The 16,533-nt window shown below is 65.5% G+C and carries 15 protein-coding genes; 14 read left to right on the top strand and 1 reads right to left on the bottom strand.

What is annotated here, in order from left to right:
- Nucleotides 1–43 precede the first annotated feature (43 nt).
- The 14 genes from atpE to ACZ50Q_RS26315 all read left to right on the top strand — a co-directional run bounded on the left by atpE (nt 44) and on the right by ACZ50Q_RS26315 (nt 14,771).
- Nucleotides 44–286: a F0F1 ATP synthase subunit C gene (gene atpE, locus ACZ50Q_RS26380; RefSeq protein ID WP_003815363.1), complete on the top strand. Its 243-nt coding sequence runs from the start codon at nt 44–46 to the stop codon at nt 284–286.
- A 144-nt stretch (nt 287–430) separates the two neighbouring features.
- Complete coding sequence (locus ACZ50Q_RS26375) at nt 431–901, top strand: F0F1 ATP synthase subunit B (protein ID WP_008167494.1); 471 nt, start codon at nt 431–433, stop codon at nt 899–901.
- A 12-nt stretch (nt 902–913) separates the two neighbouring features.
- Nucleotides 914–1,453: a F0F1 ATP synthase subunit delta gene (locus ACZ50Q_RS26370; RefSeq protein ID WP_076518584.1), complete on the top strand. Its 540-nt coding sequence runs from the start codon at nt 914–916 to the stop codon at nt 1,451–1,453.
- Nucleotides 1,454–1,481: 28 nt separating this feature from the next.
- The gene (gene atpA, locus ACZ50Q_RS26365) at nt 1,482–3,023 is read left to right on the top strand and encodes a F0F1 ATP synthase subunit alpha (RefSeq protein ID WP_092579170.1); all 1,542 of its coding nucleotides are present in this window, start codon (nt 1,482–1,484) and stop codon (nt 3,021–3,023) included.
- A gap of 98 nt (nt 3,024–3,121) precedes the next feature.
- Nucleotides 3,122–4,027, top strand: a complete 906-nt coding sequence (gene atpG / locus ACZ50Q_RS26360) for a F0F1 ATP synthase subunit gamma (RefSeq protein ID WP_076518586.1) — start codon at nt 3,122–3,124, stop codon at nt 4,025–4,027.
- A 43-nt stretch (nt 4,028–4,070) separates the two neighbouring features.
- Nucleotides 4,071–5,471, top strand: a complete 1,401-nt coding sequence (gene atpD, locus ACZ50Q_RS26355; RefSeq protein WP_042795567.1) for a F0F1 ATP synthase subunit beta — start codon at nt 4,071–4,073, stop codon at nt 5,469–5,471.
- 9 nt (nt 5,472–5,480) lie between these two features.
- Nucleotides 5,481–5,906 (top strand): F0F1 ATP synthase subunit epsilon, encoded by a 426-nt coding sequence (locus ACZ50Q_RS26350; protein ID WP_056327609.1) that lies wholly within the window; start codon nt 5,481–5,483, stop codon nt 5,904–5,906.
- A gap of 202 nt (nt 5,907–6,108) precedes the next feature.
- Entirely contained in the window at nt 6,109–7,062 is a 954-nt protein-coding gene (locus tag ACZ50Q_RS26345) for a helix-turn-helix domain-containing protein (RefSeq protein ID WP_464079990.1), read from the top strand.
- A 191-nt stretch (nt 7,063–7,253) separates the two neighbouring features.
- Nucleotides 7,254–8,327 carry a uroporphyrinogen decarboxylase gene (hemE, locus tag ACZ50Q_RS26340; protein WP_076518587.1) on the top strand — a complete coding sequence of 358 codons (1,074 nt, stop codon included), beginning with the start codon at nt 7,254–7,256 and terminating at the stop codon, nt 8,325–8,327.
- A 351-nt stretch (nt 8,328–8,678) separates the two neighbouring features.
- On the top strand, nt 8,679–10,769 hold the full coding sequence (locus tag ACZ50Q_RS26335) for a primosomal protein N' (protein ID WP_464079989.1): 2,091 nt from the start codon (nt 8,679–8,681) through the stop codon (nt 10,767–10,769).
- 40 nt (nt 10,770–10,809) lie between these two features.
- On the top strand, nt 10,810–10,971 hold the full coding sequence (locus ACZ50Q_RS26330; protein WP_464079988.1) for a hypothetical protein: 162 nt from the start codon (nt 10,810–10,812) through the stop codon (nt 10,969–10,971).
- 7 nt (nt 10,972–10,978) lie between these two features.
- On the top strand, nt 10,979–13,042 hold the full coding sequence (locus tag ACZ50Q_RS26325; protein WP_464079987.1) for a UvrD-helicase domain-containing protein: 2,064 nt from the start codon (nt 10,979–10,981) through the stop codon (nt 13,040–13,042).
- A gap of 132 nt (nt 13,043–13,174) precedes the next feature.
- Entirely contained in the window at nt 13,175–14,029 is an 855-nt protein-coding gene (locus tag ACZ50Q_RS26320; RefSeq protein ID WP_464079986.1) for a class II glutamine amidotransferase, read from the top strand.
- A 124-nt stretch (nt 14,030–14,153) separates the two neighbouring features.
- Nucleotides 14,154–14,771 carry a hypothetical protein gene (locus ACZ50Q_RS26315; protein WP_092579163.1) on the top strand — a complete coding sequence of 206 codons (618 nt, stop codon included), beginning with the start codon at nt 14,154–14,156 and terminating at the stop codon, nt 14,769–14,771.
- A 19-nt stretch (nt 14,772–14,790) separates the two neighbouring features.
- Here ACZ50Q_RS26315 and dapD read toward each other — a convergent pair whose 3' ends face one another.
- Entirely contained in the window at nt 14,791–15,768 is a 978-nt protein-coding gene (dapD, locus tag ACZ50Q_RS26310) for a 2,3,4,5-tetrahydropyridine-2,6-dicarboxylate N-succinyltransferase (protein ID WP_464079985.1), read from the bottom strand.
- Nucleotides 15,769–16,533: the final 765 nt, after the last annotated feature.

Raw genomic sequence — 16,533 nt, 5'->3', positions numbered from 1 at the left:
ATTTTTCAATTTTTGACTTCAGATTTCTAACCAAGGAGTTGTCATGACCAACGTCGCTTTCGTTGCCCTCGCTTGCGGTCTTATCATCGGTCTGGGCGCTATCGGCGCTTGCATCGGCATCGCACTGATGGGCGGCAAGTATCTGGAAGCTTCGGCTCGTCAGCCTGAACTGATGAACGCTCTGCAAACGAAGATGTTCCTGCTGGCTGGCCTGATCGACGCGGCATTCCTGATCGGCGTGGGTATCGCCATGCTGTTCGCCTTCGCCAACCCGTTCGTCGGCTAAGGCACCGCCCGCCGGCAAATAGGTGGGTCATGACGCTGGCGGCGATGAGAGCAACGGCTCCATCGCCGATCAGCAAAGTATCGAGTGCTCCGCGACGCCCCTTTCCGGGAGCGGTCGGAGCCGCAAGGTGTTAAAGGAACGACCGTGAATCTGAACGCGACGATCATTTTCCAGATGCTCGTGTTCTTCGTTCTGGGCTGGTTCACGATGAAATTCGTGTGGCCTCCCCTGACGAAGGCGATGGACGAGCGCCGCCAAAAAATCGCCGACGGCCTGGCCGCCGCCGAGAAGGGCAAAGCCGACCTGGCTCAAGCCCAGGCGCGCGTCAGTCTGATCGAGGCTTCTGCCAAGTCCGAAAACCACGCCCGCATCATCGAGGCCGAGAAGCAAGCCGCCTCCCTGATCGAGCAGGCCCGCCGCGAAGCGGAAGCCGAACGTGCCCGCATCGTGGCGCAGGCTGCCCAGGATGCCGCGCAGGAAGTCCAGCGCGCCCGTGAAGCACTGCGCGACGACGTTGCCGCGTTGGCCGTCAAGGGTGCTGAACAGATCCTCAAGCGCGAGGTTGACGCCCGCGCACACGCCGAGCTGCTGAACCAGCTCCGCGCGCAGCTCTAATCCGGGACCGTCATGGCTGAACTTTCCACTGTTGCCCGGCCCTACGCTGAAGCCCTCTTCAGCGCAGCGCGCGACGACAAGGCCGGTCTGCCGGCGTGGGCCGACCTGGTCAGCGAAATGTCGCAGGTCGCCTCCAACCCCGACGTGCGCGAGGCCATGGCCGACCCGCGTCTGGGCGACAAGCAGCGCGTCGACCTGTTTACCGGCCTGATCAAGGCCGATTTGCCGCAAGCCGCCCGCAACTTCATCGAGCTGCTGGTCGAAAACGACCGGCTGCTGCTGCTGCCCGAGATCGCCTCGCAATTCGTCGCGCTGCGGAATCGTCACGAAGGCACGGCGCAGGCGGAAATCACCAGCGCGTTCGAGCTGAGCGATGCCCAGGTCAAGGACCTGATCGTCGCGCTCGAACAAAAATTCGGCCTCAAGCTCAAGCCCAGCGTTACCGTCGACCCGTCGCTGATCGGCGGCGTGCGCGTGGCCGTCGGCGACCAGGTGCTCGATACTTCCGTACAAGCCCAATTGGTCCGCATGCGCGATCAGCTCGCCGCTTAAGGCTACTAACAGGATTCCAGGAGTCAATATGCAACTCAATCCCTCCGAGATCAGCGAACTGCTCAAGAGCCGCATCGAGGGCCTGGGCGCTTCGGCTGATGTCCGTACTCAGGGCACCGTCGTGTCCGTGACCGACGGTATTACCCGCATCCACGGCCTGTCGGACGTGATGCAGGGCGAAATGCTCGAATTTCCCAACAACGTTTTCGGTCTGGCGCTCAACCTCGAGCGTGATTCCGTCGGCGCCGTGATTCTGGGCGACTACACCGGCGTTTCCGAAGGCGACCAGGTCAAGACGACCGGCCGCATTCTGGAAGTCCCGGTCGGTCCGGAACTGAAAGGCCGCGTGGTCAACACGCTGGGCGAGCCGATCGACGGCAAGGGCCCGGTCAACGCCAAGGCCACCGACATCATCGAAAAAGTGGCGCCTGGCGTTATCGCCCGCCGCTCGGTGTCGCAGCCGCTGCAAACCGGCATCAAGGCTATCGACTCGATGGTTCCCATCGGCCGTGGCCAGCGCGAACTGATCATTGGCGACCGCCAGACCGGCAAGACCGCCGTGGCCGTCGACACCATCATCAGCCAGAAGGGCAAGGGCGTCACCTGCGTGTACGTCGCCATCGGCCAGAAGGCTTCGACGATCAACAACGTGGTCCGCAAGCTCGAAGAGCACGGCGCGATGGAATACACCATCGTCGTGGCTGCCTCGGCTTCCGACTCCGCCGCCATGCAGTACCTGGCCGCCTACGCCGGCTGCACGATGGGCGAATACTTCCGCGATCGCGGCGAAGACGCCCTGATCGTCTATGACGACCTGACCAAGCAAGCCTGGGCTTATCGCCAGGTCTCGCTGCTGCTGCGCCGTCCGCCGGGCCGCGAAGCCTACCCGGGCGACGTGTTCTACCTGCACTCGCGCCTGCTCGAGCGTGCTGCTCGCGTCAACGAAGAATACGTCGAGAAGTTCACCGAAGGCGCCGTCAAGGGCAAGACCGGCTCGCTGACCGCGCTGCCGATCATCGAAACCCAGGCAGGCGACGTGTCGGCCTTCGTTCCGACCAACGTGATCTCGATCACCGACGGCCAGATCTTCCTGGAAACCGACCTGTTCAACGCCGGTGTCCGCCCCGCCATCAACGCCGGTATCTCGGTGTCGCGCGTCGGTGGCGCTGCCCAGACCAAGGTCGTCAAGAAGCTGTCCGGCGGTATCCGTACCGACCTGGCGCAGTACCGTGAACTGGCCGCCTTCGCGCAGTTCGCTTCCGACCTGGACGACGCGACCCGTCGCCAGCTGGAACGCGGCAAGCGCGTGGTGGAACTGCTCAAGCAGCCGCAATACCAGCCGCTGCAAGTGTGGGAACTGGCTGTCACGCTGTACACGGTCAACAACGGCTACCTGGATGACGTGGACGTGGCCCAAGTGCTGTCGTTCGAGAAGTCGCTGAAGGATCAGTTGAAGGCCAAGCACGCTGCCCTGATCCAGCGCATCGAAGACACCAAGGAACTGTCCAAGGACGACGAGGCCGAACTGGCTTCGACCATCCAGGAATTCAAGAAGCACGGTGCTTTTTAAGAAAGTGATGGGTTAGGCGTCCGCGACGCCTCGCCCATCCTTACCGGATGGATGAGGCGCCAGCGGAACCCATCGGCCAGTCTTCACAGGAAAGCGCAATGCCCGGAATTAAGGAAATCCGAACCAAGATCAAGAGCGTGCAAAACACGCGCAAGATCACCAAGGCGATGGAAATGGTCGCCGCATCCAAGATGCGCAAGGCGCAGGAACGGATGCGTGCCGGCCGTCCGTACGCCACCAAGGTGCGCGAGATTGCTGCGCACCTGATGCAGGCCAATCCCGAGTACAGCCACCCGTACCTGGTCGAACGCGAAATCAAGGCGGTCGGCGTGGTCATGGTGACGACCGACAAGGGTTTGTGCGGCGGCTTGAACACCAACATCACCCGCGTGACGTTGGCCAAGCTGAAAGAGTTCGAGAAAAACGGCGTCGCCGTGCAAGCGACCGCTTTCGGCAACAAGGGCGTGGGTGTGCTGACCCGTATCGGCGCCAAACTGGTTTCCCAGGAAGTGCAACTGGGCGACAAGCCGCAACTGGACCGCCTGCTGGGCGCGATCAAGGTGCAGCTGGACGCCTACCTGGAAGGCCGCATCGACGCGCTGTACGTGGCCTCGACCCGCTTCGTCAACACGATGAAGCAAGAGCCCCTGTTCCTGCGTCTGCTGCCCCTGGCCAGCGGTTTGGAAGATCCGTACCAGACGGGCGCCGAAAGCCTGGCCAAGACCTCGGAAGTGAAGTCGGAATACAGCTGGGATTACATCTACGAACCCGACGCCCGTAGCGTGATCGACGACCTGCTGCAGCGTTACGTTGAAGGCCTGCTGTACCAAGCCGTGGCCGAGAACATGGCTTCGGAGCAGTCGGCCCGGATGGTCGCCATGAAGGCGGCGTCGGACAACGCCAAGAAGGTCATCGGCGATCTGCAACTGGTCTACAACAAGACCCGTCAGGCCGCGATCACCAAAGAAATTTCGGAAATCGTAGGGGGCGCTGCCGCCGTTTGAGGCAGGCAGCATCCCGTCAAAAGCTATCAAGCAAGGAATCGACATGAGCAACGGAACCATCGTTCAGTGCATCGGCGCCGTGGTGGATATTCAGTTCCCCCGCGATCAAATGCCCAAGATCTATGAAGCGCTTACTCTGGCCGACGAGGGTTCCTCGTTCGCCGAAAAGGGTCTGACGCTGGAAGTGCAGCAACAGCTGGGCGACGGCGTGGTGCGTACCATTGCGCTGGGCTCCAGCGACGGCCTGCGCCGCGGCATGAAGGTCACCGGCACGGGCGCCCCGATCTCGGTGCCCGTCGGCACCGGCACGCTGGGCCGCATCATGGACGTGCTGGGTCGTCCCATCGACGAAGCCGGCCCGATCCAGCACGACGAAAAGCGTGGCATCCACCAGCCCGCTCCCCGTTTCGACGAACTGTCGCCGTCGGTGGAACTGCTGGAAACCGGCATCAAGGTTATTGACCTGGTTTGCCCGTTCGCCAAGGGCGGCAAGGTCGGCCTGTTCGGCGGCGCCGGCGTGGGCAAGACCGTCAACATGATGGAACTGATCAACAACATCGCCAAGCAGCACAGCGGCTTGTCGGTGTTCGCCGGTGTGGGTGAGCGTACCCGTGAAGGCAACGACTTCTACCACGAAATGGAAGAGTCGAACGTTCTGGACAAGGTCGCCATGGTGTTCGGTCAGATGAACGAACCCCCGGGCAACCGTCTGCGCGTGGCGCTGACCGGCCTGACGATGGCCGAGAAGTTCCGCGACGAAGGCCGCGACATCCTGTTCTTCGTGGACAACATCTACCGCTACACGCTGGCCGGTACCGAAGTGTCCGCACTGCTGGGCCGTATGCCGTCCGCCGTGGGTTACCAGCCCACGCTGGCCGAAGAAATGGGCAAGCTGCAAGAGCGCATCACGTCGACCAAGACGGGCTCGATCACCTCGATCCAGGCCGTGTACGTCCCTGCGGACGACTTGACCGACCCGTCGCCTGCCACGACCTTCCAGCATTTGGACTCGACCGTCGTGCTGTCGCGTGACATCGCCGCCCTGGGTATCTACCCGGCCGTGGACCCGCTGGATTCGTCCAGCCGCCAGCTCGACCCGCAAGTCGTCGGCGAAGAGCACTACGCCGTGGCCCGTGGCGTGCAGCAGACGCTGCAGCGCTACAAGGAACTGCGCGACATCATCGCGATTCTGGGCATGGACGAACTGTCGCCGGAAGACAAGCAGGCCGTGGCCCGCGCGCGCAAGATCCAGCGCTTCCTGTCGCAGCCGTTCCACGTTGCTGAAGTGTTCACCGGCTCGCCCGGCAAGTACGTTCCGCTGGCTGAAACCATCCGTGGTTTCAAGATGATCGTGAACGGCGAATGCGACGCGCTGCCGGAACAGGCTTTCTACATGGTCGGTTCGATCGACGAGGCCTTCGAGAAGGCCAAGAAACTGCAATAAGGAACCGATATGGCTACCCTGCATGTGGATGTGGTCAGCGCAGAGGAAGCGATCTTCACCGGCGAGGCGAAGTTCGTGGTTCTGCCTGGCGAGTCGGGTGAGCTGGGCATTCTGCCCGGCCACACCCCGCTGATCTCGCGCATACGCCCCGGAACGGTCAAGATCGTTCGTGCCGACCAAGGCGAGGAAAACATCTTCGTCGCCGGGGGTATCCTGGAAGTTCAGCCGGGCAGCGTGACGGTCCTGGCCGACACGGCTATCCGTGCCGCCGACCTCGACGAAGCCCGCGCCCTGGAAGCGCGCCAGAAGGCCGAACTGGCCCTGGCCAACGCCAAGGACAAGGCTGACATCGCTGTCGTCGAAGCCGAGCTCGCCATGCTGGCTGCGCAAGCCATCGCGGCGCGCAAGCTGCGCCAAGGCGGCCGCTCGCACTAAGCGGCAAGATGCTCTCCGGGCGCGCGTCCCGGACCTGGAAAAAGCGGCCTGCGGGCCGCTTTTTTCATGCCTGGAGAAAGCGCGGCAGGGCCGCCGCGCAGCATCGCCGCGCTGGCGCGGCCCGCCGCAATGCGTTCACTACGAATAGCCGGGCGCGGCCTGCAAAAGTAGCCTGCAGTTTTGCGATGCAGACGAGGAAGGCATGCGAGACGTGCTGGATTGCGGGGTGCTGCTGGCGCCCGGCCACGAAAAGACGATGGGCGCCTGGGTCACTGGCCATCAGGCGGTGCTGACGCGCGTGCGGCTGCATCCGGTGCCGTTGCCCTCGGCGCCGCCACGTTCGGTGCCGCCACGTACAGTGCCACCCCATCCGGTGCCGCCGGGCATTCGTCCTGATGACGACGGCGGCGCCGACGCCGCGCCGCCGCCCGATGCGCTCGCCCGCATCGCGTTGTCGCTGCGGCGTTTCGACGGTTGCATCCTGCCTGTGGCGCCGTGCTCGCTCGCCTGGGCCCGCATGGCGCTGCAGCAAGCGCGGGACGCGCTGACGACGCCCATCCTGCTCCTCATCCACGACGTCAAGGCGCCCGCGATCCTGGACCTGCTGAGCCTGGGCGCCGCGGACTTCATCGGCCAGCCGGTCTGCCTGGAAAGCATGCGGGTGCGGCTGGCCCGCCTGGCCCGCCCGGGCGCCGCCCGGCCAGGCAGCGTGGCGGGCGGGGTCCACGAACGTCAGGTCAGCTACCTGGGCGCCCCAGCCGAGGCGGACCGGGCCATGCCTGCCTTGGCGCCGGCCCATGCGATGGGTGCCGGCCGCGCGGCGGGGGCCGTCCCGACGCCCTGGGCCGCCGCGCCGCATGCGCGGCCCCGGGTGCCCGCCGACATCGTCGAGCAGGCGTTGAACACCATGCGCCATCAATACAGAAGATCCGCCCCGGAGACATTCCGCGCGGCCAAGGCGCAGGTCGTGAACGGCTTCGAGCGCGAATACATCCGGCACGCGCTGTCGCGCCACGGGGGCAACGTCGCGCAGGCGGCGCGCGCCTGCGCCAAGCACCGGCGGGCATTCTGGGCGCTGATGCGCAAGCACGGCATCGACGCCGCGCCATATCGCCAGGCCGCGCTGGCAGTGGGGCGCGTCAGCATGGAGGACTGACACGGGGTCGCCGCGATACCGACCGCTGCGTCCGGCACCGTCACGTGCGACCGCATTAGGCCCCCGCCGCGCGCCCGCGGCACATCATGCCGCCCGGCCCCGTTGCGCCCGGTCAAGCTGGCCATGGCGGGTTCGGCCGCCTTGTCAGCCAGGGGAAGTAAACTCACGGCTTCCGATCGTCGAGGTTAGCCGTGTCTGCTCCCCGTTTGAAGAACGATGTGTTCCTGCGCGCCCTGATGCGCGAACCCGTGCCGTATACCCCTATCTGGCTCATGCGCCAGGCGGGTCGCTATCTGCCCGAGTACCGCGAAACGCGCGCGCGCGCGGGCTCCTTCATGGGCCTGGCGCAGAACCCGGACTACGCCTCGGAAGTCACGCTGCAGCCGCTGGAACGCTATGACCTGGACGCGGCCATCCTGTTTTCCGACATCCTGACGGTGCCTCACGCCATGGGCCTGGGCCTGGACTTCGCCGAAGGCGAGGGCCCGCGCTTTGCGCATCCCATTCGTACCGAAGAGGACGTGGCGCGCCTGGCCGTGCCCGACATGGACAAGCTGCGCTATGTCTTTGACGCGGTTAGCGTGATCCGCCGCGATCTGGACGGCAAGGTGCCGCTGATCGGCTTTGCCGGCAGTCCCTGGACGATCGCCTGTTACATGGTCGAAGGCAAGGGCAGCGACGACTACCGCTTGATCAAGACCCTGCTGTATTCGCGCCCCGATCTGCTGCACCGCATCCTCGAGATCAATGCCGAAGCCACCCTGCAATACCTGAACGGCCAGATCGCCGCGGGCGCCCAGGCCGTGATGCTGTTCGATAGCTGGGGCGGCGTGCTGGCTGACGGCCTGTTCCAGCAGTTCTCGCTGGCGTACACCCGCAAAGTCGTGGCGGGCCTGACGCGCGAGCATGAAGGCCGGCGCGTGCCGGTCATTGTGTTCACCAAGGGCGGCGGCCAGTGGCTCGAAGACATTGCGGCCTGTGGCAGCGACGCGGTCGGCCTGGACTGGACGGTGGACCTGGCGGCAGCCCGCCGCCGTACCGGCGACTCGGTCGCGTTCCAGGGCAATCTGGATCCGATGGCGCTCTTTGGCGGCGCAAGCGCCATCCGCGCGGAAGCGCGCCGCGTGCTGGACGCCTTCGGGCCGGTGGGCAAGGGCGGCCATGTCTTCAATTTGGGGCACGGCATTTCCCGCTTCACTCCGCCGGAAGCCGTAGCTGAATTGGTCGATGAAGTCCACCAGTACAGCCGCGCCCTCCACGCGTAAGTAAGTGAACGCTTCGGTCCCAAGGGCCGGAGCAAGTGGGCCCCGCGGCCGACTTGTGCACAATAAATTCAGGGCCAGGGAAAACCCTCTCTAAGCTGGCTTACAATCTTGAAACTTGCTTCAAGTGCTTGTTTTAAATAGGAAAATGCGGTTTATCAACAAGGGTGCAATAGTTTGTGCATTCTTGCCATATTCCATTTTCTGATGTTGCTCTGGCCTTTTCCCCAAAGTTATCCACAGGAGCCGGTGGAAGATTGGCGCTCCGACAAGCGACACTCCTGCCATCCCGGTCCTGCCGCTCCTCATTCTTTCGGCTAGTCCTTTTTCAGTAGATGCATGTCCCCATCCCCCATGCCTGACGCAGACGCGAACCCGGATACCACAGCGGTGTGCTGGGTGCGCGTGGCGTTGGACGTGCCCTTGCCCGGCCCCTTCGATTACCGCAGCGACGCGCCGATTGCCGCCGGCCTGCGGGTGATCGTTCCGTTCGGCCGGCGCAAGATGATCGGCGTGGTGGTGGACAATCCGGCCGAACCGTCATTCGACCCCAAGCAGATCCGCCCCATCGAAGCCGTGCTGGACGACCTGCCGCCCTTTGACGCGGCCTGGCTGCGCATGGCGCGGTTTGCCGCGGACTATTACCAGCGCCCCTTGGGCGAGGTGATGCTGCCCACGCTGCCGCCGCCGCTGCGCAAGCCCACGTCATACCAAGGCAAGCGATCCGGGCAAGGGCCGGTGGCGCGCATGGATGCCCGCAAGCGCAAGACGCCGCGCGCCCCGGCCACGCCCGACCAGCCGCCGCCGCTGAACGACGCCCAGCACGCCGCCGTGGAGGCCATCGCCGCGCTGGGCGGTTTCAAGCCCGTGCTGCTGCATGGCGTGACCGGCAGCGGCAAGACCGAGGTCTATCTGCGGGCCGCCGAAAAGGTCCTGACGGCCGGACGGCAGGTGTTGCTGCTGGTCCCGGAAATCAACCTGACCCCGCAGCTCGAAGCCGCGCTGCGGGCTCGCCTGGAGTCGCTGGTGGGGCCGGAGGGCCTCGCGGTGATGCATAGCGGACTGTCGGATGGCGAACGCCTGCAAGCGTGGACGCGCGCCCACCGTGGCCAGGCCCGGATGCTGCTGGGCACGCGCATGTCGATTTTCGCGCCGCTGTCCGAACTGGGTCTTATCGTCGTCGACGAAGAACACGATGCGTCCTACAAGCAGCAGGACGGCCTGCGCTATTCGGCGCGCGACCTCGCGGTGTGGCGGGCGCATGACCTGGACATTCCGGTGGTCCTGGGCTCGGCCACGCCGTCCCTGGAAACCTGGCAGCACGCCGAGCGCGGCCGCTACCTGCGCCTGACGCTCCCGGGGCGAGCGCGTTCAAGCGAATTGCCCGCGATCCGGCTGGTGGACACGCGCCGTCTGCAGCTAAAGCAAGGCCTGTCGCCCCAGCTCATCGACGCCGTTGCCCAACGGCTCGAGCGCAAGGAACAGTCGCTCATTTTCCTGAACCGCCGCGGCTATTCGCCCGTGTTGCACTGCCAGTCCTGCGCCTGGGTCAGCAACTGCCCCCGCTGCACGGCATTCACCGTGCTGCATCGCACGGATGGCCGCGGACACCGCCTGCAGTGCCATCACTGCGGCTACCAGGCCCCGGTGCCGCGTGCGTGCCCCGAGTGCGGCGACCAGGATCTGGCGCCCATGGGACGCGGCACGCAGCGCGTCGAGGAACATCTGGCCGAGCTGTTCCCCGAGGCGCGCATCCTGCGCATCGATGCGGACAGCACGCGCAAGAAGGGTAGCGCCGAAGCGCTGTTCGCGTCGGTCCATGCGGGCGAGGTCGACATCCTGGTGGGCACGCAGATGGTGGCCAAGGGCCACGACTTCGCGCGCCTGGGGCTGGTGGGCGTGCTGAACGCGGACTCCATGCTGTTCGCCCACGATTTCCGCGCGCCCGAACGCCTGTTCGCGCAGTTGATGCAGGTGGCCGGCCGCGCCGGACGCCATCAGGGCAATGGCGAAGTGCTGATCCAGACGGGCTACCCCGAGCAGCCCGTCTACCAGGCCCTCTTGCGCCACGATTACGCCGGCTTCGCGCGCCACGCGCTGCACGAACGCGAAAGCACCGGCCTGCCGCCTTTCGTCTACCAGGCGTTGCTGACCGCCGAGGCGCGCGAGCTCAAGGTCGCCCAGGCGTTCCTGGAGCAGGCCCGGTCGCTGCCCGAGGGGGAATGGGCGGCCGACTTTCCGGGCATGGACGCGATCATGCTATATGACCCCGTGCCGTTGCGCGTGGTGCGCGTGGCCAACATCGAGCGCGCCCAGCTGCTGGCCGAAAGCAGCAGCCGGCCGGCCCTGCAGGCGTTTCTGGCGTCCTGGTCGCGCCATCTCCCGTACCTGGCCAACGAGGCCCGCGTGCGCTGGCAACTGGAAGTCGATCCGCTGGAGATCTGATCGTGTCGGAGCGCCGGTGCGCCATCGATCCGATTGTTCTATGATCGTCTTCCTCTATCGCGCCGGCGCGGCAGACCCGCTGCGGCGGCTGCGCCCGTCCCCTTTTTTTTCGCGTTTTTCCGGCCTGCTCGCGGGCGGCGGCAAGGCTTTTGCCTGCCGGCCGCCATGGCATGGCCGCCGCGACGCACGCATGACCACCTGACTCTCCAATGTCCGCAAGCGAACCGATTGGCCACGGCATGAATCCCGCGCAACGGGAGGCGACGCTCTACCTGGACGGCCCCTGCCTGGTGCTGGCCGGCGCGGGCAGCGGCAAGACGCGCGTCATTACGCAGAAGATTGCCTACCTGCTGCGCGAATGCGGCTACATGGGCCGCAACGTCGTGGCGCTGACCTTCACCAACAAGGCCGCGCGCGAAATGGACGAGCGTGTGAAGACGCTGGTGGACCGCAAGCTGTCCAAGGGCCTGATCATCAGCACCTTCCACTCGCTGGGTGTGAAGATGCTGCGCGAAGAAGCGCGCAACGCGGGCCTGAAGCCCACGTTTTCCATCCTGGATGCCGACGACGCCATGGCGATCATCCAGGAACTGCTGGCCACCACCGACAAGGCGCGCCTGCGCCACGTGCAGGGCATCATCTCGCTGTGGAAGAACGCGCTGCTGGAGCCGGACGACGCGGCGCGCGAGGCCATCACGCCGGGCGACGTCGAAGCCGCCAACGTCTACCGCAGCTATGCCGCGACGCTGGCCGCCTACCAGGCCGTGGATTTCGACGATCTCATCCGCATCCCCGCGCAGCTGCTGGCCAGCAACGAAGAGGTGCGCACGCGCTGGCAGAACCGCGTGCGCTATCTGCTGGTGGACGAATACCAGGACACCAACGTGTGCCAGTACCGGCTCGTGCAGCTGCTGACGGGGCCGCGTGCGATGTTCACCGCGGTGGGCGACGATGACCAGGCCATCTACGCCTGGCGCGGCGCCACCATCGAGAACCTGGCCAAGCTCACGACCGACTACCCCAACATCAAGCTCATCAAGCTCGAGCAGAATTACCGCTCGGTGCAGCGCATCCTGGCGGCCGCCAACCAGGTCATCGAAAAGAATCCCAAGCTCTTCGAGAAAAAGCTCTGGTCGGAACTGGGCGTGGGAGAGCCCATCACGGTGTCGCCCATGGACGGGGAAGAACACGAGGCCGAATCCATCGCCATGAAGGTGTCGGCCTCGCGCTTCGAGCGCCAGGCGCAGTGGAAGGATTTCGCGATCCTGTACCGCAGCAATCACCAGTCGCGCATCCTGGAGCAGGCGCTGCGCAACCTGAAGATCCCGTACACCATCTCCGGCGGACAGAGCTTTTTCGACAAGGCCGAGGTGCGCGACATCCTGGCCTACCTGCGCCTGCTGGCCAACGACGATGACGACCCCGCCTTCATCCGCGCGGCCACCACGCCCAAGCGCGGCATCGGCCAGGCAACGCTGCAGGCGCTGGGCCAGTACGCGGCCAGCCGCGAGCTCTCCTTGCTGGCGGCGGTGGCCGAGACCGGCCTGGAAAGCCAGCTCGCGCCCCGCCAGATCGAGCAGCTTCGCACCTTTGCGGAGTTCATCCGGCGCATGCAGTGGCGCGCCGGACGCGGCGCGGCCTCGGGCAAGGACGCCGCGCCCGCCGAACCCGCCGGCGCGATCCTGGACGATCTGCTCGAAGCAATCCAATACGAGCGCCATCTGTTCGAACTGTTCGACGAACGGCCGGCGCAGACGCGCTGGCAGAACGTGCTCGAATTGACCGGCTGGCTCAAGCGCAAGGCCGAGGAAGACAACATGACGCTCTTTGACCTCGTCCAGCACGTGGCCCTGGTCACGATGCTCGAGCGCGGCGAGGAAGAAGAGCCCGACGCCGTGAAAATGTCGACCCTGCACGCGTCCAAGGGCCTGGAGTATCCGCACGTCTACCTGGCGGGCGTGGAAGAGGGGCTGCTGCCGCACCTGGGCAAGGACGACGAAGTCGGCGACCCGGCGCGCGCCGCCGAGAACCTCGCCACCCGCATCCAGGAAGAACGCCGCCTGATGTACGTCGGCATCACGCGCGCGCAGCGCACCCTGCACCTGAGCTGGTGCAAGCGCCGCCGGCGCGCGCGCGAAGACCTGGTGCGCGAGCCCTCGCGCTTCATCGAGGAAATGGGACTGGGCGACGTGCGCATCCAGGAAGACGACGCCACGGCCGCCATGAGCCCCAAGGAGCGCATGGCCATGCTCAAGGCGCTGCTGAACAAGTAGGCAAGCAGGCAAGCAGGCAAACAGGCAAACAGGCAAATTGCCGCATCGGCGGGCCGGGGCGCGTCGCGCGCAGGCTTGAAGAATCGCACCGGTCGCTCCTACACTGGCCTGTCCGGATCGAAGGAGCGCATCATGTGCCGTTGGCTGGCTTACACCGGTAGTCCCCTGCAAATGGAGAGCGTGCTGTTCAAGGCCAAGCACTCGCTCATCGAACAAAGCCTGCATTCCCGGCTGGGCGCCACCACCACGAACGGGGACGGGTTCGGGCTGGGTTGGTACGCCCGTCACGGCGAAGGCCGGCCCAGCGAACCGCCTTTCCGCTACCGCAGCGTGCATCCGGCATGGAACGACCGCAACCTGCGCGAGGCGGCCCGCGCCATCCATTCGCCCCTGTTCGTCGCGCATATCCGCGCCGCCACCGACACGCCCGCGCAGGAAACCAACTGCCATCCGTTCCGCCACGGGCAATGGCTGTTCGTCCACAACGGACTCATCCGCGACTATCCCCTGATGCGCCGCGACCTGATGCTGATGATCGCGCCGGCGTATTTCGGGTCGCTCGAAGGCTCCACGGATTCCGAGGTGATGTTCCTCTTGGCGCTCACGTTCGGGCTGGACGAGGACCCCATCGGCGCGATCGCGCGCATGGTCGGCGCCGTCGAAGAGTCCGGACGGCGCCATGGCGTGACCCATCCCATCAACATGACCGTGTGCGCGCTGGACGGCGAGCGCCTCATCGCGGTGCGTTATTCCAGCGAGGGCGACTCGCGCACGCTGTTCCACAACACCTGCGTGCGCCACCTGCGCGAGCTCTATCCCGACAACGCGCAGATCGCGGCGCTGGACGACGACGCGTTCCTGCTGCTGTCCGAGCCGCTGTCCGACATGGACGGCGTATGGGAAGAAGTGCCCGAGGCGACCGCCATCATCGCGGGTCACGGCGATGTCAGCCACCATCGGTTCACGCCGATTCCGCCGGGCGCCTGAAACGCCTGCAATACGCTAAATAAGGGTCATCAAGCACGTATTTCGCATATAGGGGAGAATACGGATCGCATGACTTTGCGACGTCCTGGGCCGCGAAAGCACCCCAACTCAATAAGGAAGTTGCATGACTGATAGCCAAACCCCGCAGGCCACTGACGCATTCGCGGTGTTTACGCGCACGGGGAGCGCCCCGGATAGCTTTGAATTGCACGAAAACGGCGTTGTCAGCCAGCAAGGCGGCACCCGCATCTACACCGCGTTCGCGGACATCCAGGATCTTTGCCTGTACCCGTCCACGCAGGACAACACGGCGGGCCCGGCCGACAGCCTGGCTTATCGCAGCCGCACGGACAGCGCCTGGACCGTGGCGTCGGGCGTCAACGAATTCAGCAAGTTCATGGACGCGTTCCGTTCCCGCTATGTCGCCCAGCGGCTGCCGGTGCTGGAAGCGCTGACCGAACAAGGCGACCGCGTCACGTTCCGCTATATCGTCGGCGGCCAGTTTCCGGACCTGGAAACGCGCGAGTTGTCGCTGTCGTCGCAGGGACTGCACATTGACGGCGCCACCTGGCCCTACGAGTCGCTCCGTCCCATCGACCTCGATGACTGGACCGACAGCGTCAGCCTGCAGGACGAGAACGGCAAGACGGTTTTCTCATGCCAGGTCGCGCGTATCCTGAGTTCAGACCTGTTCGTCAACCTGGTCTACGACCAGTTGGGACAGACCGCGGAATACGCCTGACGCGGCTGCGGCGGCGGGTTCAATGGCCTGAGTGCAGTGCCGGATTCAGCGTTCCCCAGGCCGCGGTGCGCACCAGCGTCTCCACGGCGCCGGTCTGGGAATTGCGGCGGAACAACAGCCCATGCTGGCCCGCCAGCGACACCGCCTTCACCACCGCGCCTTCCGGCGTCAGCACCCGCGTGCCGGCGGTGACGTAGCAACCGGCTTCCACCACGCAGTCATCGCCCAGCGAAATGCCCAGGCCCGAATTGGCGCCCAGCAGGCATCGCTTGCCGATCGACACCACCTGCTTGCCGCCGCCCGACATGGTTCCCATGATGGACGCGCCGCCGCCGATATCGGTGCCGTCGTCCACCGTCACGCCCGCGCTGATGCGTCCTTCGACCATCGACGCGCCCAGCGTGCCGGCATTGAAATTGCAGAATCCCTCGTGCAGCACGGTCGTGCCCGGCGACAGGTGCGCGCCCAGCCGGACACGCGCCGTATCGGCAATGCGCACGCCGCTGGCCACGACGTAATCCGTCATCCGGGGAATCTTGTCCACGCCCCGGATCTCCAGCACCTGTCCAGTGGCACGCAGATGCCATCGCAACGCGTCCACCTGATCCACCGCACACGGCCCCACCGAGGTCCACGCGACATTGGCCAGCACGTTGAAGAGGCCGTCGAGATTGGCGCCGTGCGGGCGGATCAGCCGGTGGCTGAGCAGATGCAGCCGCAGGTAGGCGTCATGCGCATCGACGGGCGGTTCGTCGAGCGACGCAATGGCGGTGCGCACCGCCACGATATCCACCTTGCGGCGCGTGTCCCGCACCAGCGCCGTGGCCACATGTTCCCCCAGCGCGGCGCGGGCCTCTTCCGGGGTCAGATGACGGGTTCCGGTGGCCGGCAAGTTGTCGGCCAGGGAAGGACGCGGATACCAGGTATCAAGAATGGTGCCGTCGGCGGCAAGGGTGGCAAGGCCGTATGCGATGGCGCTGGTGGGCGTGTGGGACATGGGAATTGCGGGTGGGGATGTCGAGTGGGCGACATTCTAGGCGAATGTTTTGGGGTGTTGGTGGTATTGCGATAGTGGTTATTTTGATTACGAATGTGGTTATTTTGGTGGTGCGGCTGCATCAGATCTTCGTAGGTCGCCCGACGCCGCGGTCGCCGGGGCCGCGAGCGCCCACGATTGCGGTCCGGAGCCTTCGCTCCGGACTTCCCCGTCGTCATCTTCGTCCAGGCCTTCGGCCTTCCCTTCAGATTCCCTCGGGCGCATCGACGGCGCTCGCGTCCCCGGCGACCGCGACGCCGTGCTGCGAGCGTCTGGGTATGGGGCGCTACAAGACCTGTGGTCAGGGTAGGGGATTTGCGGGGTCGCCGACGAGCTGCCGCGCGGGCGGCGGCTCGCCGGCATTTGAGCGTCTGGACGTCGAGGCGGGGGGCGCTTGCGCGCGGGTCACGAGGAGCTTGCTGATGGCAGGGGAGTGCCAGCCTCGACAAAAACCCAGATACAGCGCAGCCACGCGCGAAGCGTCAAAGCAACGACGCAAGACACCGCGTAAGCCCCCAAAGGCCGCCCGCGCGGCCTGCCGGGGGCGGGCCCCGCAAGACGCTCCAACACCCAACCAGCGCAGGCAAGAACCTAAAGAACCCACCTCGTCCCAGCGCCGGCAAAGCTGAAACCACCCGAGCCCGGTGTGGCGTGGGCCTGGGGTGGGCGGGGCGTTTAGGTGCGCCCGGCGGAATCCGAAGGCAGCCGCCGGAGGCGGCAACGAGG

This window comes from Achromobacter sp. T5-5 (assembly GCF_055397965.1).
Note: the sequence above shows the minus strand (reverse complement) of the source record. Positions and strands in the feature narration are given on the sequence as shown.